The organism is Orrella sp. 11846, from assembly GCF_048820935.1.
GTDB lineage: Bacteria > Pseudomonadota > Gammaproteobacteria > Burkholderiales > Burkholderiaceae_B > Algicoccus.
The window spans coordinates 77,844-98,499 of sequence record NZ_JBMERD010000006.1; the positions used below are offsets into that span (position 1 = coordinate 77,844).

20 protein-coding genes are annotated in these 20,656 nt (G+C 48.2%); 6 read left to right on the top strand and 14 right to left on the bottom strand.

The annotated features are described in order from the left end of the window. The first annotated feature begins 38 nt into the window (after positions 1–38). The gene (locus tag ACOI06_RS06535; RefSeq protein WP_420661735.1) at positions 39–1,424 is read left to right on the top strand and encodes an MATE family efflux transporter; all 1,386 of its coding nucleotides are present in this window, start codon (positions 39–41) and stop codon (positions 1,422–1,424) included. A gap of 27 nt (positions 1,425–1,451) precedes the next feature. Here ACOI06_RS06535 and orn read toward each other — a convergent pair whose 3' ends face one another. After that, positions 1,452–2,015, bottom strand: a complete 564-nt coding sequence (gene orn, locus ACOI06_RS06540; RefSeq protein ID WP_420661736.1) for an oligoribonuclease — start codon at positions 2,013–2,015, stop codon at positions 1,452–1,454. A 156-nt stretch (positions 2,016–2,171) separates the two neighbouring features. Between orn and ACOI06_RS06545 the strand changes: the two genes are divergently transcribed. Together ACOI06_RS06545 and rsgA are read left to right on the top strand one after the other, a co-directional pair. Continuing rightward, positions 2,172–3,419 carry a M48 family metallopeptidase gene (locus ACOI06_RS06545; protein WP_420661737.1) on the top strand — a complete coding sequence of 416 codons (1,248 nt, stop codon included), beginning with the start codon at positions 2,172–2,174 and terminating at the stop codon, positions 3,417–3,419. Continuing rightward, positions 3,416–4,321: a ribosome small subunit-dependent GTPase A gene (rsgA, locus tag ACOI06_RS06550; RefSeq protein WP_420661738.1), complete on the top strand. Its 906-nt coding sequence runs from the start codon at positions 3,416–3,418 to the stop codon at positions 4,319–4,321. The genes ACOI06_RS06545 and rsgA overlap by 4 nt, the downstream gene beginning before the upstream one ends. Here the strand turns inward: rsgA and ACOI06_RS06555 are convergent. From ACOI06_RS06555 to ACOI06_RS06585, 7 genes are all read right to left on the bottom strand, one after another. Continuing rightward, entirely contained in the window at positions 4,276–5,028 is a 753-nt protein-coding gene (locus ACOI06_RS06555; protein WP_420661739.1) for a CoA pyrophosphatase, read from the bottom strand. The two genes, rsgA and ACOI06_RS06555, sit on opposite strands and share 46 nt — an antisense overlap. 116 nt (positions 5,029–5,144) lie before the next feature. Next, positions 5,145–5,570, bottom strand: a complete 426-nt coding sequence (gene rplS, locus ACOI06_RS06560) for a 50S ribosomal protein L19 (protein WP_420661740.1) — start codon at positions 5,568–5,570, stop codon at positions 5,145–5,147. Between the two features lie 153 nt (positions 5,571–5,723). Further along, complete coding sequence (locus ACOI06_RS06565; protein ID WP_420661741.1) at positions 5,724–5,882, bottom strand: hypothetical protein; 159 nt, start codon at positions 5,880–5,882, stop codon at positions 5,724–5,726. 236 nt (positions 5,883–6,118) lie between these two features. Next, positions 6,119–8,347, bottom strand: a complete 2,229-nt coding sequence (locus ACOI06_RS06570) for a TRAP transporter permease (protein ID WP_420661742.1) — start codon at positions 8,345–8,347, stop codon at positions 6,119–6,121. Between the two features lie 30 nt (positions 8,348–8,377). Then, positions 8,378–8,893, bottom strand: a complete 516-nt coding sequence (locus ACOI06_RS06575) for a DUF1850 domain-containing protein (RefSeq protein ID WP_420661743.1) — start codon at positions 8,891–8,893, stop codon at positions 8,378–8,380. Then, positions 8,883–9,854 carry a TAXI family TRAP transporter solute-binding subunit gene (locus tag ACOI06_RS06580; protein ID WP_420661744.1) on the bottom strand — a complete coding sequence of 324 codons (972 nt, stop codon included), beginning with the start codon at positions 9,852–9,854 and terminating at the stop codon, positions 8,883–8,885. Before ACOI06_RS06580 ends, ACOI06_RS06575 begins: the two co-directional genes overlap by 11 nt. 48 nt (positions 9,855–9,902) lie before the next feature. After that, positions 9,903–11,099, bottom strand: a complete 1,197-nt coding sequence (locus ACOI06_RS06585; RefSeq protein WP_420661745.1) for an NAD(P)/FAD-dependent oxidoreductase — start codon at positions 11,097–11,099, stop codon at positions 9,903–9,905. Between the two features lie 229 nt (positions 11,100–11,328). Between ACOI06_RS06585 and ACOI06_RS06590 the strand changes: the two genes are divergently transcribed. Then, on the top strand, positions 11,329–12,390 hold the full coding sequence (locus ACOI06_RS06590) for a LysR family transcriptional regulator (protein WP_420661746.1): 1,062 nt from the start codon (positions 11,329–11,331) through the stop codon (positions 12,388–12,390). Positions 12,391–12,480: 90 nt separating this feature from the next. Here the strand turns inward: ACOI06_RS06590 and ACOI06_RS06595 are convergent, their stop codons facing one another. The 3 genes from ACOI06_RS06595 to dctP form a co-directional block, all read right to left on the bottom strand. Continuing rightward, the gene (locus tag ACOI06_RS06595; protein ID WP_420661747.1) at positions 12,481–13,758 is read right to left on the bottom strand and encodes a TRAP transporter large permease; all 1,278 of its coding nucleotides are present in this window, start codon (positions 13,756–13,758) and stop codon (positions 12,481–12,483) included. Further along, the gene (locus ACOI06_RS06600) at positions 13,755–14,333 is read right to left on the bottom strand and encodes a TRAP transporter small permease (RefSeq protein ID WP_420661748.1); all 579 of its coding nucleotides are present in this window, start codon (positions 14,331–14,333) and stop codon (positions 13,755–13,757) included. Before ACOI06_RS06600 ends, ACOI06_RS06595 begins: the two co-directional genes overlap by 4 nt. A 75-nt stretch (positions 14,334–14,408) precedes the next feature. Further along, positions 14,409–15,416 (bottom strand): TRAP transporter substrate-binding protein DctP, encoded by a 1,008-nt coding sequence (gene dctP / locus ACOI06_RS06605; RefSeq protein ID WP_420661749.1) that lies wholly within the window; start codon positions 15,414–15,416, stop codon positions 14,409–14,411. Between the two features lie 359 nt (positions 15,417–15,775). Here dctP and ACOI06_RS06610 point away from each other — a divergent pair, with 359 nt between their 5' ends. Continuing rightward, on the top strand, positions 15,776–16,687 hold the full coding sequence (locus tag ACOI06_RS06610; protein ID WP_420661750.1) for an isocitrate lyase/PEP mutase family protein: 912 nt from the start codon (positions 15,776–15,778) through the stop codon (positions 16,685–16,687). Between the two features lie 20 nt (positions 16,688–16,707). Here ACOI06_RS06610 and mtgA read toward each other — a convergent pair whose 3' ends face one another. Next, a complete protein-coding gene (gene mtgA, locus ACOI06_RS06615) occupies positions 16,708–17,433 on the bottom strand; it encodes a monofunctional biosynthetic peptidoglycan transglycosylase (protein ID WP_420661751.1) in 726 nt (241 codons plus the stop codon). Between the two features lie 45 nt (positions 17,434–17,478). Further along, the gene (locus ACOI06_RS06620) at positions 17,479–18,087 is read right to left on the bottom strand and encodes a methylated-DNA--[protein]-cysteine S-methyltransferase (RefSeq protein ID WP_420661752.1); all 609 of its coding nucleotides are present in this window, start codon (positions 18,085–18,087) and stop codon (positions 17,479–17,481) included. A 158-nt stretch (positions 18,088–18,245) separates the two neighbouring features. Between ACOI06_RS06620 and ACOI06_RS06625 the strand changes: the two genes are divergently transcribed. Then, on the top strand, positions 18,246–19,184 hold the full coding sequence (locus tag ACOI06_RS06625; protein ID WP_420661754.1) for a ZIP family metal transporter: 939 nt from the start codon (positions 18,246–18,248) through the stop codon (positions 19,182–19,184). Here ACOI06_RS06625 and ACOI06_RS06630 read toward each other — a convergent pair whose 3' ends face one another. Continuing rightward, entirely contained in the window at positions 19,185–20,408 is a 1,224-nt protein-coding gene (locus ACOI06_RS06630; RefSeq protein WP_420661755.1) for a GGDEF domain-containing protein, read from the bottom strand. Positions 20,409–20,656: the final 248 nt, after the last annotated feature.

Below are 20,656 nucleotides of genomic sequence, written 5' to 3' on the forward strand. Positions count from 1 at the left end.
CTCAAGCGCATATTTTGCGACTTTCAGGGGACTCCCACGTGAGACGCATTCTTAAACAAGCCTGGCCCATACTGATCACTCAGTGGGCCAGTATTGCATTTGGCGTTTTAGACACAACCATGACCGGACATGCCAGCGCGGTCGATCTTGCAGCCCTAGCCTTAGGCATCTCGATTTACATCACCATTTTTATTGGCTTGATGGGTGTGATGCATGCTTTGATCCCACTTCAAGCGCAAGCATTCGGCGCGAAGAAATTCTCACAAATTGGCGAATACTGGAGTCAAGGCATCTGGGTTTCGATTATTTTGTCGAGCATAGGTGCATTAGCCTTAAGCTTTCCAGATGTGTATTTGTCCCTTTCAGGTGACATCGGTCCAGAAGTCCGTGAGCGACTCACGCAATATTTGCAACTGCTCATTCTAGGACTGCCTGCTGCTTTGATTTTTCGGACGGCGTATGCATTGGCCAATGCGGTTTCACGGCCACGCATGATCATGAACATCAACCTGCTTGGCGTGGCACTCAAGGCATTCTTTAACTGGGTCTTTATTTTTGGCCATCTGGGCGCACCCGCGATGGGGACACCGGGTGCTGCACTGGCCTCCTCGATCGTGTACTGGGTCAGTCTCATCGTTGCCTTAGTGTGGATGACGCGAACACCATTTTTTACACGCTTTGGTTTAGGACTGACTCGACCTGTTTTGAGCCGCATTTGGGAAATTCTAAGATTAGGTCTACCCATGGGTGCATCCTACATGATCGAAGTCGGTGCCTTTACCTTCATGGCATTGATTGTGGCGCGAGAAGGCACATCCGTCACGGGTGCCCACCAAATCGTCTCAAACTTGGCTGCACTAGGCTTTATGATGCCCTTGTCGCTCAGCATTGCCACATCTGCGCTGACGGCTCAGGCTATTGGTGCTCAACGTCTGAGAGAGGCTCAAAAGACAGGCTCATTCGGAATGCGAGTTGTTTTTGGGGGTGCAGTCCTCACCGCGATGGCATTTTATTTTGGGCGCGATTGGATTGTGGCTTTTTACACAGCAGATCCCGACGTAGCCACCATTGCTTTATCACTCTTGGTGATTCTGCCTTGGTTTCATCTCATTGATGCCCTGCATTGTGTGAACGCGTACCTTTTACGCGCCTATAAAATCGCCATGATGCCTTTATTGATTCAGGCATTCTCATTAACAGCAGTGGGTTTAATTGGCGGCTGGTTTTTGGGTTTTGGGCCCGGTCAGGCTTGGGTGCGCCCCTGGTTAATTCAGGTGTTCCCGAACGCACCCCCCGGCGCCGCCACGATGTGGATCATGGCATCAGTGGGCCTGTCACTCTCAAGTGCACTGTTGTTTAGCTGGTACCGTCACATGACACGAGTTCTTTTACGCACACATGCGTCTGACACCTCAAAACTCTGATCTCAGACGCATGACAACAACCTGTAGTTAAACGTTAGACGCAGGTTCTGTACGAATAAAATGCTCGCGGTAATAACGCATTTCATCGATAGATTCGAGAATATCTGCCAGTGCCTCATGCACCGCTTTTTTCTCAAATCCTTTGAGCAACTCTGGACGCCAGCGTCTAGCCAGCTCCTTAATGGTGCTGACGTCAATGGTGCGGTAATGAAAGAATTGTTCCAACAATGGCATATACAGAAACATAAATCGTCTATCTTGGCTCACCGTATTACCACACAAAGGTGAACAACCAGAAGGCACATGCTCAGACAAAAAATCAATCAGAATTTTCTCAGCCTCTGCTTCCGTCATGGTCGACGCACGCACACGTTCAATCAGACCAGACTTGCCATGTGTGGACTTATTCCAATTGTCCATAGCATCAAGAATCTCATCGGGCTGATGAATCGTTAGCACTGGTCCCTGAGCCACAACCGTTAAATCAGGCTCAGTCACCACGACAGCCACTTCAATAATGCGTTCTATGTTTGGATCCAGACCGGTCATTTCCATGTCGAGCCAAACTAATCGTTGTTCATTCACAGCCAACAGCACACCTCTTTCTATTTATTCGAAACTTGCTAACCTATAATCCCAACCTGTTGAACTTACGTCCATGACGTCATTGAGTCACCTAAACCGTCACTCGTCTCGTCAACCAAGTACTCTGGTGGAATTCCAATTCACTTTCATTCTCTCACACTGATGCCATTTTTATCTGCGACCTTTCTGATTCTTCTCCTTCTGGTGACCTTCACTCGATTCTGGTTAGGTGCGCGCCAAATTCGTCATGTCCAGACACATCGCGAACAAGTGCCTGATGAGTTCAGTGAAAAAATCAGTTTACGCAGCCATCGTCGCGCAGCCGACTACACCGTCGCACGGGTCCGTTTAGGACGCATAGAAATTTTGTTAGACGCACTGATCTTGTTAGTCATGACATTGGGCGGTGGATTGCAATGGTTGTGGACGCAAACACAAAACATGATCTCTGGCACACTATTGCCTGAATTGGTTTTTATGGTGACCGTGTTTTTGATCATCAGTGCTTTACACCTGCCCATCAGCCTTTATCGACAGTTTCGTCTTGAAGAGCGTTTCGGGTTTAACCGCATGACGCTCAAGCTTTATATCAGTGATTTATTGAAAGGCTTATTGCTAGGGGCTCTTCTTGGCATCCCTTTATCCGCTTTAATCCTGTGGCTCATGGAAATGGCTGGAACTTACTGGTGGTTGTGGGCCTGGGTCGTTTGGACCGGATTCAATATTCTGATGCTATTGGTATTTCCGACATGGATTGCCCCGATGTTTAACAAGTTCACGCCATTAGACGATGAAGAATTACGCTCACGAGTGCATGCTTTAGCAAAACGCTGCCAGTTTTCAATTCAGGGTTTGTTCGTCATGGACGGCTCTCGCCGGTCTGCCCATGGGAATGCCTACTTCACTGGCCTTGGAAAATCACGCCGAATCGTCTTTTTTGATACTTTACTCAAGAAGCTAACACCCGAAGAAATCGAAGCGGTCCTCGCGCATGAACTGGGTCACTTCAAACATCATCACATTACGCGCCGAATGATTCTGAGTCTCTTGGCAGCGCTTGTCTTTTTTGGGGCACTGGGCTGGCTTGCACAATCGCCCTGGTTCTACGAAGCCTTGGGCGTACAACCGGTCGACCAAGCCGGTGCCATGGCATTAGTGCTCTTTATGCTGGTCATGCCTATTTTTACGTTCTGGCTCACTCCAGTAATGAATGGCTTATCACGTCGTGATGAGTATGAAGCCGATCGTTTCGCAGCCCAGCAAAGCGATGCCACACAGTTGATTAGCGCATTGGTCAAGCTCTTTAATGACAATGCGGCCACACTCACACCAGATCCCGTTCATTCGGCTTTCTACGACTCACATCCACCAGCCAGTCTGAGGATTCAACAATTGGCAAAATTTGCATGAAAGAAAAATCGCTCACCGCACGCGTTGTCAGCTCGCATGGACGTCATTACATCGTCGAATTAGCCGATGGACAAACTTTGCTAGCTTATCCACGCGGCAAACGCATTCAGGCTTGCGTCGGTGATTTAGTCAGCATTGAAATTTCTGGCCCAGAAAACGCTGCACTCACTGGCATACAACCTCGCCGTACATTGCTATATCGCTCTAACGAGCAACGCAATAAACTACTTGCCGCCAATGTGGATCAAGTATTACTCGTAGTCTCTGGGTTTCCGATGTTCTCTGAAGATCTGTTGGGACGTGCTTTAACCGCTGCGTGGGCGGCAGATGTAACCCCGATCATTGTGCTCAACAAAACCGATGAGCCTGAAGGTCTAGAAGAGGCTCGAGAAAAACTCAAACCCTACACCACACTCGGGGTCGACATACTTGAAGTCTCTGCGCTCAATAGCGCTCAAATTCAGAATCTTCTAGCCCCGCATTTAGAAGGTAAAAGCACACTTTTGCTTGGACAAAGTGCCATGGGTAAAAGCACATTACTCAACACACTCATTCCTGAAGCGCAAGCAGCCACCCAGTCACATTCTCTGGCTTTGGGAGCAGGCCGTCACACCACAACAGCAACTCACCTATACCACTTACCTGCCCCATATGAAGGATCTTTAATCGATTCTCCAGGGCTACAAACATTTGGTTTAGCTCATTTGAATGAGGAAGAGCTCGTGCGAGGTTTTCCGGAATTTTTGCAAGAAGGAAAAAGCTGCCGTTTCTATAACTGCAGCCACTTACATGAGCCGAATTGTGTGGTGCTTGAAGCCTTGGATCAGAGCCTCATTCACCCACAACGCTATGCACTCTATGAGCGGCTATTGTCCGAGCTGGCAGCACGCGCAAGAATTTGATACATCCCTCGTAACATCGCTGCAGTCGCACCCCAGATAAAAAACTGTTCCCAAGGTACTGAGTAGTATTGACGCTGTAAACCGTTAGGCAAACGAGCTCGATGTAAACGATAGTTCATCGGATCGGTGAGAAATGACAAGGGCACTTCAAACACTTCAGCGACTTCACCGGCATCGGGTGCTAAAGAAAAGTCCGGGCGCACCAAAGCTGTCACCGGTGTAATTGAATAACCTGTTCCAGTCACATACTCAGGCAGTCGACCCAACACATCCACGTGATCGTACGTCAAGCCCGTTTCTTCCAAAGTTTCTCGTAGTGCTGTGGCTTCTGCGTCCGAATCATCTGGTTCGCAACGGCCTCCAGGAAAACAAACCTGACCTGCGTGATGCTGCAAGTGTGCAGTGCGCTGAGTTAATAAAACCGTCAAACCTTCTTGTCGCATCACCATCGGCACTAAAACAGCCGCTGGCACAGGCTCTTGATGAACAATCTGGCGAGAGAATGATTTTTCTCGTGGCAAGTCTGTCTTAAAGTCAACACCACCGCCTAAAACGTCACGAATAAAATCAGGTGCTAAGCGCTCTACAGGCACTGCACCATAGGACGAACCAGCAGGTTCCCACGATTGGGCTTGTGGGTCAAAGGATGGAAGCAGTGTTTTAGATTTTTTAATGCCGTGTTCGGCGGTAGATTCATGAGTCTGCATGATCAATAGGCAAACGAGACGGATAAACGTAAACACCTACTAGCATACACCGATGATTCACTCATAGTGAAAAAAAACGCCGTTCGTTTGAACGGCGTTTTTTGAAACAATCGAATTTATTCGTTTGTTGCGGCAGGTGCTTCTGCAGCTGCAGGTGCGGCAACCTTAGCAGGTGCTGCACGACGAACCAATTTTTCTTTAATACGTGCTGCCTTACCGGAACGCTGACGCAGGTAGTAAAGCTTGGCGCGGCGAACATCACCACGACGTTTCACGATGATCTCAGCGATCTGTGGGGAGTACAACTGGAATGTACGCTCCACGGCTTCGCCGGAAGAAATCTTGCGAACGATAAAAGAAGAGTTCAAACCACGATTGCGACGGCCAATTACCACACCTTCATAGGCCTGAACACGGCGACGTGTTCCTTCAACGACGTTGACGTTCACAACCACGGTATCACCAGGCCCAAACTCTGGAAATGTGCGTTCGCCCATCAGGCGTGCAATTTCTTCCTGCTCAATTGTCTGAATAAGATTCATGCTAACTCCAAAAGCATCATGCGCTGGTCTCTTCATGAGCGTTGTTGTTCATACCAACACCCGAGTATTGCGTTCTCACCAGTCAGAGGATGCAACTAAAAGAACGTAGCATTATACCGACTTTTCGAATGAGTGACACACTCACACGAAAAATTAATAACCCAAGTAGAACCCCATCCACATCAGTCCAGGGGTTGCGATCGCCCAGAACGAAACTAGCAACACATCACCGATCAATCTAGAACGACGTTTTTTGAATTGTGATCTCTCAGAGTCATGGAGTTTGGCAGTGTGGTAAGACATCGAAGTCATGATATTTTCCTTTTTACTTGTCTCAAGCTGATTTTTTTCACAGTGCTATTTCTAGTACTGTATAACAACACAGTACTGTTTGCAAGAACAGTTAAATTGACATCATGACTATTTGTTGGATAAGAGAGACAACAGAAGACAATCTCGATAACTTGGACGCACACAATGGCATAAAAAAATCCCGCCAAAACGATAAAGCGCTGGCGGGATTTTTTTGATTAGTTTTAGGTAAACAGTTAGCCTGGTACCAAACCAGACGTATCCGGTGAACGATCACGCCCTCTCCAGAGCCAGAGCAGAATCAACACGACCAGAGGCGTCGCGACTGCGTTGACCACATAGTTTCCAAATACCAAGGAGACAGACAAAATATTCAACGCCACAAAAGCTGGCCAAGGAATTTTTCGACCAAAGAACCCGGTATAAGCAGCAGACAATCCAACCAACGCAACGATCATGCCAATGAAAGCCACCGTAAAGTCTGACCAAGTAAAGTCAATAAACAATAAGGCTGGCGTGTACACAAATGCGAACGGCACCAGTGCTTTACCCATCGATAGTCGGAAGGCCGTCATACCAGTACGCATCGGTTCAGATCCTGCTATCCCCGCTGCGGCAAACGCAGCCAGTGCAACCGGCGGCGTCACATCAGCCAGCACCCCAAAATAGAACACGAATAAGTGGGTCGACAGTTGTGGCACGTCAAGCTGCGCCAATGTAGGTGCCACAATGGCAGCCAAGATGATGTACGTCGGTGTTGTCGGTACACCAGCACCCATCACGATGCAGGCAATCGCAGTAAAGATCAAACCCGTGAAAATGGTGAGCTGCTTCAGATCAATCAAGTTAAACAGGTCTAAGAACTTGATCGAATGGGCAACCGATTCAGACAGGTTCAAGACAAAGGACGAGAATTTGAATCCCATACCGGTCAACGTCATGATACCCAGCACAAAACCAACACACGCACACGCTGCACCAATACCCAGCGCCGATTTCGCACCCATTTCAAAACCGACAACCAAAGCTTTCGGTGTAATGGCCTGCCCTGCCATTCGACGTCCATAGGAGCCCAAAAACTTCGGAATCCATGAACAAACAATACACAGGATAATGCCCCAGAAAGCGGCCAAGAACGGCGTGTACTGCATCAGAAGCAAGGTCACCATCACAATGAGTGGAATGAACAAGTGCCATGACGACACCAGTACTTTCCAGACATTCGGAATGTCTTTAGGATCCATCCCTTGCAAACGCAGACGTTTAGCTTCAAAGTGAACCATCAACAAAATGGCCAGATAGTGCATCGCCGCGGGGATAATGGCCACCAAGACCAGATAAGCATAAGGAATGCCCAATGTTTCAGCCATGATGAAAGAAGCGGCGCCCATAATCGGTGGTGTAATCTGCCCACCACACGAGGAGGATGCTTCTACACCTCCCGCAAAACGACCACCAAACCCGACTCGCTTCATCATCGGAATCGTCATCACACCGGTTGTCACGGTGTTGGCAATGGCTGACCCTGAGATCATGCCAAACAGGCCCGACGAAACCACGGAGACCTTGGCAGGGCCACCAGAGAATCGGCCAGCCGCAAAAGTGGCGAGTTCTACAAACAACTGACCTAAGCCTGTCATTTGCGCCATGATGCCAAACAACACAAAGTGAAAGACAAAGGTCGCAACGACACCCACGGGGATGCCATAAATCCCTTCTGTGCCTTTATACAAGTGGGCCACCACGCGTGGCACGCTATAGCCTCGGTGCGCCAGTTCCCCTGGCAGATAGGGCCCAAAAATTCCGTACAGCACCACCGCAACTGCTAACAAAGGCAAGAAAACGCCCATGGTTCGGCGTGTCACCTCAACCACCATCACAATCGCGAGCACACCCACCATCAAGTCAATGGCAGAGTGGTCACCAGGCCGATCGATAAAAATGTCCTGAAAGTTCACAATCAGGTATAAAGAAAACCCGCTCGAGACGGCTGCAAAAAACCAGTCACGAATTGGAATATGGGTGTGACTACCTTCCAAAAACTTCAAGGGCAGCGATAAGATACTGATGAGTATCACGACACCCATAAAAAGCCAGGCTGTCGTCGAATCAACGTTATTGCCTAAGCCATCGATCAGCCACCAGGCCAGCAAAATATAAAAGGCGCCCAAGGCAATCGGAACAGTCCACTCCCAAATACCTGGCAAGGGTCGCTGGCGCGGAAACACCAGAAAGCACAAGCCCAACACGGCTGCCAAGTGAATGGCTCGGTGTTCGATTTCATTGTGCAGTCCAAACCCAGCTGTGTATAAGTGCCAACCAGACAGCAATACCGAAATAACGGTCACAATCATGGCTGCCAAACCAGCCAGATTTCTAAAATTTGATTCCGGATCGTATTGTTCGATCAGCTTATCGACATCGATTTCACCGGAATTCTGATCTTCTTTTTGTTCAGGTTTCACACACAACCCCAATTGTTGAACGATACGACATCAATTTGATGCGGCTTCAGGTGTCGGACACCCTTGCAAAGTGATTCGAACTGAGCGATCACTTAAGTCGCCTAGACGCACACGACTGTCACCCCAAACCAGCGTAATTTTTTGAGAAGGTAACGGCAGTTGGATGAACGGATCAATCACGCGATCTAGTGTGAGTCGCCAAGTTTCGCCATCTCTGATCATCGTTTCGGATGAATCAGTTGCTGCATAAGGCAAACCATACCCCTGCCCTTGAAACACTTCTTGCACCAGATGTGCACGCCACTGTCCATGATGTGCGCGCATTTCATAGATGTCTTGCACCGGCGTATTTAAAACAGAATGAATGAATTCAACTGAAAATCGCACAGGCCCATCGGGCATTTTCCATTGCGCAAGCAGCTGATCTGAACGATGCTCTTTGAGTGTTAGGTAACAAGGTGATTCAGATAAAGATTGTGCGCCGACACTGACCATAAAAACAGCCAGTATCGGCACACAGAGCAAAGTCCAAGGCTTACTTAACAAGACCTTTTTCTTTGTAGTACTTCAGTGCGCCTGGGTGTATGGGCGTTGTACCCACTTCCATGGCGTTATCCAGCGTAATAGTTTTACCTTGGCTGTGTACTTGACCCATCACGTCCAAGTTCTCAAAGAGCGCTTTAGTCACTTCATACGCTGCTTCATCGCTCAGCTTGTCGTTGGTTGCCCAAACAGCCAACACAGCAATTGTGTCGACAGGTTCAGTCTGACCTTTGTACGTATTGGCGGGCAGTGTCACTTTTGCGTAGTACGGCTGTGTTTCACGCAGCTTATCGATTGAAGGACCGCTCAGTGGCACGATTTTGAGGTCATGTGCTTGGGCGAAATCAGTCACAGCGGCTGTTGGCACACCCGCTGTAATCAGCGTTGCGTCAAGGTTACCGTCCTTAATTTTATCGACAGCTTGTGTAAAGGAAGATGAGTCTTCTTTTACATCGCTTCGCTTCAGACCGTTGATTTCAAGCAGATCTGTCAACAACTGATACTGACCTGAACCGGGTGAGCCAGATGAGATGGACTTGCCTTTCAAATCAGCAATGCTGTTGATATCGGAGTTGGCACGTGTGATCAACTGCACGGTTTCGGGATAGAGTGCAGCCAAAGCACGCAATTGTGGCAAGCCATTGTTTTCAAACTGAGCGCGACCGTTGTAAGCCGCATCCAAAATATCCGCAGCCACAAAAGCAGACTCAATGTCATTGTTGCCCAAGAGCTTGGCGTTACCGACCGATGCACCTGCAGATTCCGCAGTTGCAGACACTTTTTTACCGTTGACAGTGGCTTTGTTTGAAATCAACTGAGCCAGCATGCCACCTAAGGGATAGTATGTGCCGCCTGTACCACCTGTCGCAATACCAAAGAACTCACGATTTTGCGCCATAGCGCTCGAAGACAACAATGACAGGGCCAATGCCGCACCTGCCACAGCTTTCCATGTGATTTTCATGCAACTTCTCCTATTGAACAACTTAAAAATGAGACCCCTTCAACCGCATCAGGAAACTGCACCTGCCCCATATTTCCCAACCAACAACTTGCCACTGGCAAACCGCTCAAAACTGTACGGAAGAATATCAATCCCTGTTTGCAACTGCAGAACCTGCTGTGCCAAAAGCAAGCCAACTGCCGGTGAAAGTTTAAACCCGTGTCCTGAAAACCCAAAACCCACTGTCAAACCTTCAATACCTGGCAATTCCCCAAGCACAGGGTTCCAGTCTGGTGTGACATCATAAACGCCTGTCCAAGATGACGCTAGCTGTGCTTGCATATACTCGGGAAAACGAGAACCTACTTGCTCACCGATTGCAACGATTTCATCCAGATCAATATCACCCTGTTCGTTCATGCATTCTGACAACTGTTCGCCCTGTACGCCCTCACTAACCAACATCTGATTGCCGCCATAACTGCGTAAATACAGCATGCCAGGCGAGATCATGTCCTTAAAGACGGGCATCGCTTGTGTGTAAGGTGCCGAGGGTGTTTCAAGGGCCAGAACCGTGTGACGCTCAGCCACCAACGGAATCGTCACACCCAACCACGATTGAAGCTGATGCGCCCAGATATTTTGCGTACTAATCACGTGATTGGCATAAATCGGGCCATCTGCAGTTTGCACCCCTGTAATCCGATTGCCTTCGCGCACGAGCGCCTGAACTTGGACGCCTTCACGGATTTTGACACCCAGACGGCGTGCATTGCGTGCAAATGCTGTATTGACTAGATAAGGGTCGGCAAACCCAGCTAAAGGCTCATAGGCAATCAGTTCAGCCTCCTCAAACTGGGCAATCGGCAATAACTCTCGTGCTTGCTTGGCATCCAACACCTCAAGCTCAATACCCATACTTCGCTGTTGTTCAATTGTCTCGTGTAACGCAGCTTCGCGCTCTCCTTGGCCTGCGGCAATTAAGTATCCACATTGAACCAAACCACTGTCTGCTTGGGGATCATCCAAATATTGTGGAAAATCCTTAAAAACATCCCAAGACAACCTGGCCATGGCGACATTTTCTGGAACTGAGTAGTGCGTACGTAAAATACCCGATGATTGCGAGCCTGTTCCGGCACCGATTTGCCCTTGCTCAAGCACCAAAACTCGTTTTGCACCCAGACGGGCAAGGTGATATGCCGTAGAAGCACCGATGACGCCGGCGCCGATGACAATGATGTCATAGTCTGTGTTGGTCGACACTTGTTGATTTCCGTATAAGCAGCATGCTGATCAATCTGCACTGTGACCAGTGACCGAAGCGAGACAATCATGCTGTTCGTTTGTCTCGACATGGATGAAATCGTAATCACAAGTCTCGATATTTCTGATGCTTTCAGTTAATCTTCATACGTCGTTTAATAAAACCGCACAAACCAGCCAACTCACTAAAAACACAGCCCGACCCTTCAATACAAAACGGAGTCCCATCTTGAATACATCGTCTTGCTCCGACTCCGAAACACAGGTGTCTGTCTCAGCACTCGATATACCCAGTCATAAACGTCTGGACAAACATCCTGATGCGCTTCCAGACATGCGTGCCCTTAACGCGTTTGTTCGGCTCGCACAAAACGGCTCATTTCATCAAACGGCGCAAGGCCTACAGATCAGTACCAGCGCACTTAGCCAAACAATTCGTGCTTTAGAGCAACAGCTCGGACATGTCTTGTTTGATCGCAGCACGCGCCCTGTTGTCCCCACCCGAATTGGTGAACAACTATTGCCACAGGTACAACGTTTATTGAATGAAGCTAGAGCGCTCAATCAACGCATGAAAGCTTTGTCTCACAACACACCTAAAAACTTGCGTCTAGGTTGTGTCGATTCGTTTGCCGCAACCGTCGGTCCGGCGTTAATTCGCGGGCTCACCACACACGACAGTACCGTTCAACTTTACTCGGGTCTCACACCCGACATAGGCCGCCAGCTATTGGAGCATCGCATTGATTTTGCAATTACCAGCGATCCACAAATTGAACACGCCGATCTGAATTGCACACCGCTTTTTGAAGAATCTTGGTTAGCTGTCTTTGCAAACGACCAGATCCCCAAACAATCCTTAAACTCCAGTGCAGATTTGCGAGCCATCAGTCAAAACCGAGATTTTGTCCGCTATAGCCAACGGTCTCGGATTGGCTTAGAGATTGAACGTTTTGTGCGTCACCATGGTATTCGTGCACCACGACGATTTGAATTCGATGGCACTGACACTCTATTAAGCCTGGTGGCAGCCAACATGGGATGGGCGATTACAACGCCACTGTGCTTATTACAAGCACGCCACTATCTAAGCCCTGTCGATGTCATCCCACTGACGGGTGCGGTCTCAGGCCATCGTACTTTTTATCTTTTATCGCGCCAAGATGTACCAACCGAACAGGCCGCCCTACTGCAAAAAATGACGCGCGATATCGTCTGCCATCAGCTTGCGCCCGCTTTTGATAAACAAATCACCAACCACGCAAAACTCTCGCACATTCGCTGGCTTTAAATCATCCGTTAAAGAAGCAAAAACCGGGATTTTCACAATTAGAAAATCCCGGCTTAAACTTCATCATTAACTGCTAGTGCTTTGCTAGCTCTACTTCCACACAGTCGGCAGCCAAGTGACGATGGATGGCACGTAGTAAATCAGCGCCACTGAGAACATCATCAGCAAGATAAATGGCACCACACCGCGTGCTATAACTCCCAGTGGCGAATTCGAAATCGCTTGAATCACAAACAAGTTCAAACCCACCGGTGGCGTAATCAGGGCCACTTCGATCAAAATCACGAAATAAATACCGAACCAGATTGGATCAACGCCAAGCGCCATCACAGTTGGGAGCACCACGGGCACCATGATCAGCAACATCGAGAGGCTCTCAAGGAACAGTCCCAAGAACAACAGCACAATCGTGACCACAATCATGAATCCGTCAGTTGAGGCAATATGCATATCAACCAAGCTGGAAATCATGTTGGGGATTTGATAGATGGTGATCGCACGACCGAAAATCTTGGCACCCACCACGATCAAAAACAGCACAATGGTTGTGGATACCGTTTGGCGGACTGCTTGGTAAAAATCTTTCCAAGACAAGGTTCGTAAAAAGAACATGGTCAATACAAAAGATGCCGCTGCCCCCACAGCCGACGCTTCTGTCGGTGTAAATGCACCACTGTAAATTCCACCTAAAATCAGTAATGCCAATCCCAATGTAGGTAATGCGCGCAACGAGGCAACGCGACGCTGAGCCATCGTATATTTCTCAAGCACTTGCTGAGACTTACTGAATCGGGCATAAATAATTGAGAACACGCTAAACAAGAGGATCAGTAAAATCCCTGGTCCCACACCAGCCAAAAAGAGCTTACCGATACTTTCTTCCGTAATTACACCATACACAATCAACGGAATTGACGGCGGAATCAAAATACCCAACGTCCCACCAGCCGCCAACAACCCAAGAGTGAAAGGCTTGGCGTACCCCCGTTTGGTCATTTCCGGAATCGCAACCGTTCCAACTGTCGCAGCTGTCGCAACAGAACTGCCCGAAATCGCAGAAAACAGTCCACAAGAAATTAAAGCTGCAACCCCTAAGCCACCGGGCCAATGACCCACCCAGGACTGAACGGCTTCAAACAAGTCTTTACCAACCCCACCTTTTAGCAAAATATTGGACATGAGCAAAAACAATGGCACTGACAACAACACGAAGTTATCCAGTGAGCCATACAGGTTTTGCGACAACATGGCTAGCGGCAGCCCTTTGAGCACAATCAGAACCGCACCTAAACCAGCCAGTGAGAAAGCGACTGGCACGCCAATAAACAGGAGCGTCAGTAACGCAATAGCAATATAAACAAGTGTCACGATTTACCCACCTGTAAAGATTCTTCTTCATCCACGGTTGGCACATCGTGCTCGCCACCCACGGAAAACTCAGGTGCGGGTCCGAACGGCAACCGCAACAACTCAACAAATGATTGTAGTGCTAGCAAACCAAAACCAATCACAATCGGCAATTCACCAACCCAGTTTGGCAAAGCCATCATCGTAGGCTGACGACGCCCCAACTGCAGTGAATCGATCATCATGTCATAGCCTTTGACCGACGCCACAATCGAAAACACGGCAATAATGAGCAAAGAGATGCCTTCGAACAAATAACGCATCCAAGCCGGTGCAATCGCTAAAATGGCGGTAATCCGAATCATTTCTCGCTTTTTTAAGACCAGTGCCATACCAAGAAACGTAAACCACACTTGCATCAACGTTGACACATCATGCGTCCATTTGGTCGGCGCATGAAACATGTAACGGGCAATCACTTCATAAGTGAGCATGATGGTCACTAAAATGAGCATCACATCACCGACTCGACCCAAACCGTCCGAGATCTTATCGATCAACGTCAGTCTAGGGATTTGTTTGCTGCTATCTTGCATATTTGAGCCTGTCAATCAACCACATTTCAGACGAAAAAAACCCGCAACTCGATGTTGCGGGTCCTCTTGGTCAGCTTAATCGTAAAGCTTATAGACTTCGTCAACCAATTTTTTACCTTCAGGTCCAGCTGTTTTGATGAACTCATCAATCGCAGGTTTAGCTGCTGTCTGCCAGGCTTTAATCTGCTCAGGCGTCAGGTTGATCACTTTCATATCCGTTTTGTCCTTAATGAACTCTTCGGAATCCAAGTTCTCTTTTTTAGTTTCGCCACGGATTTTCAACTCAGCAGCCAAAGCAGCTTCATTCATCCAGGCTTTTTCCTGATCACTCATGGAGTCGTACAGTTTGTCGTTAATGACCATCAAGAACTCAGTTTGCGCGTGGTTAGTGATCGTCACATAATTCATCACTTCAAACAGTTTACGAGATTCAATCGCTGTCGTACCGGTCATACCGATATCTACAGTGCCGCGTTGGTACGCAATAAACTGCTCAGAGCCACCGATTTTGACAGGGATACCGCCTAAAGCTTCCACAAAGTCACCAGAGGGTTTACCCAACACGCGGACTTTTTGACCTTTTACGTCTTCAGGCATTGTGACTGGCTTTTTAGAGACCAGTTGGATTGGACCGTAATCCTGCCACCACAACACACGTGTGCCGGTTTTACGAATCATTTCATCAATTGTCTGACGCACAGGACTTTCTGGGCCCGCGGCTTTGGCGAGCACTTCATACGTTGGGAACAAGAAAGCAACGGAGAACAAGCCCACGGCAGGCATCGTGCCAGCGTATTCATCGATCAGCACCAACCCCATATCGACGGCACCAGAAGCCACCGCTTGAGGAATTTCGCTACCTTTGTAAAGCTGAGCTGCGTCATAAATTTCCAGCTTCATCTCACCTTTAGAGAGGCGTTCAACTTCTTCCTTAAAGTAGGTAATATTTTGACCAAGTGGGTGCTTAATTGGAAGCTGAATAGAGACACGCACGGTACGCTCAGCCAACGCTTGGGTGCTCATCATCAAACCAGCCGCTGCCAGCGCACTGACCGACAATAACTTAACAAATTTAGACTTCATACAACACTCCTTCTGTGAAATTCTTTCTATATCGCTAGCCATAAGTTTTTTCGAGATGTGGATAGGTTATCAATTGCCACAATACGCGCATCCTTATTTCAATTCACGCGAATTGTATTGAACACCTGTCTGTGGAACAAATAATCGTGCAATCTTGTTTCGTCCCTAATCGTACTACCATCAACCCATTGGCGCACCCAGATTCACTCGGTAAAAACCCCAGTGAACACCTTAAAACCGCCATTTTCTTCTAAAACCAATCCCAACCAATACGCTCAGACCGAGATCTGATTAAAATCAGGCATCTAAAAAACGGTTCAAGCCCTCATCATCCATTCCAGTCTTTCAGGAAACTATTTATGTCACACATTCATCCAGATCCAACCATCCAAACTGACCCTAGCGCTAAACGTCGCCGACTTCGCGAACGTCTGCAGGCACCGGGTCTCATTGTGGCGCCTGGAATTTTTGACATGATTTCTGCAAAGTTTGCTGACCGTATGGGATTTGATACTTTGTACATGACTGGCTACGGCACAGTTGCTTCTTATCTGGGTCTGCCAGACGCTGGGCTTGCCAGCTACACAGACATGGTGAATCGTGTGACAGCTTTTGCTGGTGGCACCAACACCCCTCTCATTGCCGATGGTGATACAGGCTACGGCGGACTCCTTAATGTGGCCCATACCGTCCGTGGTTACGAAGCCGCTGGCGCAACAGGGATTCAGCTCGAAGATCAGGAGTTTCCTAAAAAATGCGGTCATACGCCTGGTCGCCGTGTAATTCCAATTGAAGACATGGTTCGCAAAATTCGAGTCGCAGCCGAAGCGCGTACTGACCCAGACTTTCTGATTGTGGCACGTACGGATGCCCGCACAACCCATGGTTTAGATGAAGCCTTGCGACGTGCACAAGCTTACAGTGATGCAGGTGCAGACATTTTGTTTGTCGAATCACCCGAGACTCGGGATGAAATGGCAAAAATCGCAAGCACCTTCGCCAAACCGACATTGATCAACGTCGTGGAAGGCGGACGCACACCGGTTCTGGATAAAGAAACACTCACTCAGATGGGTTTCAAAATGGCAATTTATCCGACTGCTGCTTTTCTGGCCGTCGGTCAAACTTTGCAAAACATTTACCAAACACTCAAAGAAAGTGGTGACACGACACAAATTCCAGATCAGCTCTATCCATTTGAGGATTTCAGCCGCCTGATGGGATTTGAAGCTGTCTGGGACTTTGATCGCCGTCACGCCGATGAATCTTAAGTCTTAAAAAATCTCGAACATTAACTGTCAGGAATCTGGACCTGATTCATTCGTTTTTGAACGATCCCGGTTTTGCGGTTAATCCAGTTTGATTGTCTTTGTTTATCGTAGCGCCTGGGTGCTGGCAATATGCTAGCCAGCCAGGCCGCTTGCCGAGACGTCAATTGACTCGCAGATCGTTTGTAGTAGTGTTGTGCTGCAGCTTCAATCCCAAAGACGCCTTCACCAAACTCAACCAAATTCAGATACAAATCCAGAATACGTTGTTTGCTGAGTGTCAATTCCAACATCCAGGCGATCACGACTTCTTGCGCTTTGCGTAAATAGCTACGGTCTGACGACAAAAATAGATTTTTGGCAAGTTGCATGGTGATGGTTGAACCACCCTGAAATATCTCACCCGCCTGACGATTAACCTTCAACGCGCGCTCAATCGCTTCCCATTCAATCCCGTGATGCTGCATAAAGCCTGTATCTTCAGCCGCAATGACAGCCCGCTTGGCGTGAACAGAAATTTGTTCGTAGGGCACCCAAGTTTGTCGCACCGATTTTGGTGGCTCAATCTTTAGCAGCTGTAAAGCCTGAGACCGCATAAATGCACTTGAATGCGGATCGATCCATCGAAATGCCACAATTTGCACCCAAAAATAGGCTTGCAGCAACACAATACCAATCAATAAAAATAAAACGACGCGTTTAAACAAGACCCAAACGCTAAAACGTCGATTTGAAGAAGACTCTGACATCACTGCCCATTGTTTAAAGACTCTGGCGTCATCGCAAAAACGCGATTAATCATTTTCCTGACGTGCTTGCGCCTCCCAGTCAATCAAAGCCGATTTCACGTCAGATCCCCAGCGAAACTGACCTATCGCGCCATTCTGACGCACCACCCGATGACAGGGAATTAAAAATGCCACTTGATTTCGGCCAAGGGCACTACCAACCGCACGAGCTGCACCCGCACGACCTAGACTCCGGGCAAGCTCGCCATACGACCAAATCTCACCTAACGGAATTCGACACAACCCCTGCCAGACATCGTGATCAAACGCACTACCTTTCACCACAACAGGTATCCCAGCCGATTGATCTTTCGACGGTGCAGAAAACATCCGATCTAACCATTGCTGTGCTTGATCATCATTGATCTTTATCTCTACGGTCGATGCGGTGGACTCTGTCTCTTCGAGACCATGTTGTCGTAAAAGTTCCTGACAGGCAGTGGCACTATTTTCCTGACCAAACCACAAACCCATGATTCCAGCATCACTCCAAACAACGACAGCCGGTCCAACCGGGGTATGTCCCGAACCGTGAGCCCAGCCAGTCAGTGAGGTTGGATCCGAATGAATAATCAATGTAATCTTTGGATCACCCAGTACAATTGAGTTCATCATCGATGACTCCATTTCAGTGTTTTCGATGGGCTTCAATCAAGCAAAACCGATTTTGCTAACATGCTAACATCCTCGCTTCGGATTCTGCGTAATGATCAATGCCCTGTCTGTGTGCAATCCGAAATTCACTTAAAGCGGCTTTGAACTGGTTAATACGCATGCGCCAAAACACTCTGCCACCCTCTTCTTCTCATGCCTCCTGGTTGGAGTTGCTGCGTAAGCATGCCAAAAAGCATCGTCAACACCTGATCGGCCTCTTTATTGCGCTTAGTGTCTTGATTTTGCTGTGGGTACTGGCTTGGATCAATCCCCTAGAAAATCGTAAAGAAGTTACTGGTTTGGCTTTGTTAGGGGGCCTTGCAGGGTTTATCAGCACCACACTCGGTGCAATTCCTGCTTTATTAATTAAGAAACTACAACAACGAACGGAAGACGTCATGCTGGGTGCTGCAGCCGGCATGATGCTCGCTGCCGCCTCTTTTTCACTGATTCTTCCAGGACTTGATGCCGGTGCCGATCTAACTGGCCACATGATTTGGTCGGCAATGCTTGTCGTCGTCGGCATGACAATCGGTGTGCTTCTCATGCTGGGTCTAGATGCACTCACCCCTCATGAGCACTTTAAACTCGGTCCATGTGGTCCTGGTCATGAGCGTTGTGCACGTGTTTGGCTCTTTGTGTTTGCCATTGCTTTACACAATTTGCCAGAAGGCATGGCAGTCGGTTTTGGGTTTTCAAGGGGTGATCTGATGGTCGGTATTCCCTTAACGCTGGCAATTTCATTACAGAACTTACCTGAAGGTCTTGCCGTTGCAATGGCTCTGCGAACAATTGGAAGCAGTCGCTGGACAGCACTTTGGATTACCGCAGCCAGCGGACTTCTGGAGCCCATCGGTGCCCTCATTGGTGTGAGCTTAGTGGGTGGCTCAGCTTTTGCTTACCCAGTCGGTTTGGGACTGGCTGCAGGGGCCATGATCTTTGTGGTGTCTCACGAAGTGATTCCTGAGACGCACCGCCACAATCATCAGACACCTGCCACCCTAGGACTGATGGGCGGTTTTGCGCTCATGCTTGTGTTGGACAGTATCCTGATCTGATTAATCACTCGCTAAAACGACACGATCTCGACCAATCCCTTTTGCTTCGTAAAGACTACGATCAGCACGACTCAGCAACTGATCAAGTGTTTCATCGGGCTGCAATGTTGCCACACCAATACTGACAGTGATCGCAACCTGCTCACCAGTGCTCGTTTCCACCGTCATCTGACGAATCGTCTTGGCCAAACGCTCTGCGAGGAACCGAGCCTGACCCAATGTTGTTTGAAGCAGCAATACCGCAAACTCTTCGCCTCCGATTCTGGCCACCACATCCGAGTCCCTTAAACTATCCACCAGTGTTCGACTGAGCGTCTGTAGAACCTGATCACCTACACCATGCCCCCAGCGATCATTCACATCTTTAAAATAGTCGGCATCGATCAGCAATAAAGACATTGAACCGCCATAACGCTGAGATCTTTTGACCTCATGATGACCAATATCCATCAGATAACGGCGGTTGTATGCGCCTGTTAATGCGTCTGTAATGGCCAACCATTCTAATTTGTCTTTTTCTTCATAAATGCGAACACAACGCTGTGCCATGCGCATTAAAAACAAAAACAACAACGCGAGCAATCCAGCAATCATCCAGTTTTCGCGCTTCCACTGCGCGAGAACGGGTTGCACATCCGGCTCCAACCACACTTGCAAACCGTACGGGGAGTCAGAGTCAACCTCTAAAGAGATCCCGTTTTCTTTCCCTAATAAAGTCTGCATCTGATTGAGAAACAACTTGGGCTGCAACAACAGCACCGTGGTTTGCGAATCCGCAGTCTGTCTATCACTTACTTGCATCAGCAGGAACAAATCTGATTGTTCTGGCAAATCAATCAACTGCCACTGACCATTACGTAGGTCTCTCTTGGCTTTTGAATCAGATTGGCACGCGCGCATCATCGCAGTCAGCCATGTCGCTGGACCCACTGTATTCGTAATCTGGCAATCTGCACTCAAAGTCGAGGCGGCCACAATCGGTTGCATCAGTGTGTCAGAAACCTTAGAACCAGACGGCTGAGTTTGAAGGCTCAGCCGAAACCGAATATCTTCAATACGTTCAGTGAGCATTTGTGTGAACAGCAAACTTTGTTCAACAGCCATCATCTCAATTTGATCGATACGGCACGCTTTGGTATCCAAACGATGTGGCAACAACCACGCACCAATAATCAGAAAAATGAGAACAACAACACCATACGTTTTAACAGCTGTTTTCTTCACTGACGATTTTTTTACGTCGAACGAGGCACGCATGAAACCCCTTACAAATTAGGAATACTGAAACCACAATTTACGATTTGATGGTCAGGATCACACTTTAACCAACGAGATAAATCTAACCTCAATAAAAAATCTGATCTCCAAAGCTTATCCAAAAATATAACAAACCCTTTAGGTTCACCACCGTATTTACCCGTGGTGCACCCCATAACGTCTGCGATTAATCATACAAACCATCAAAATTTGTA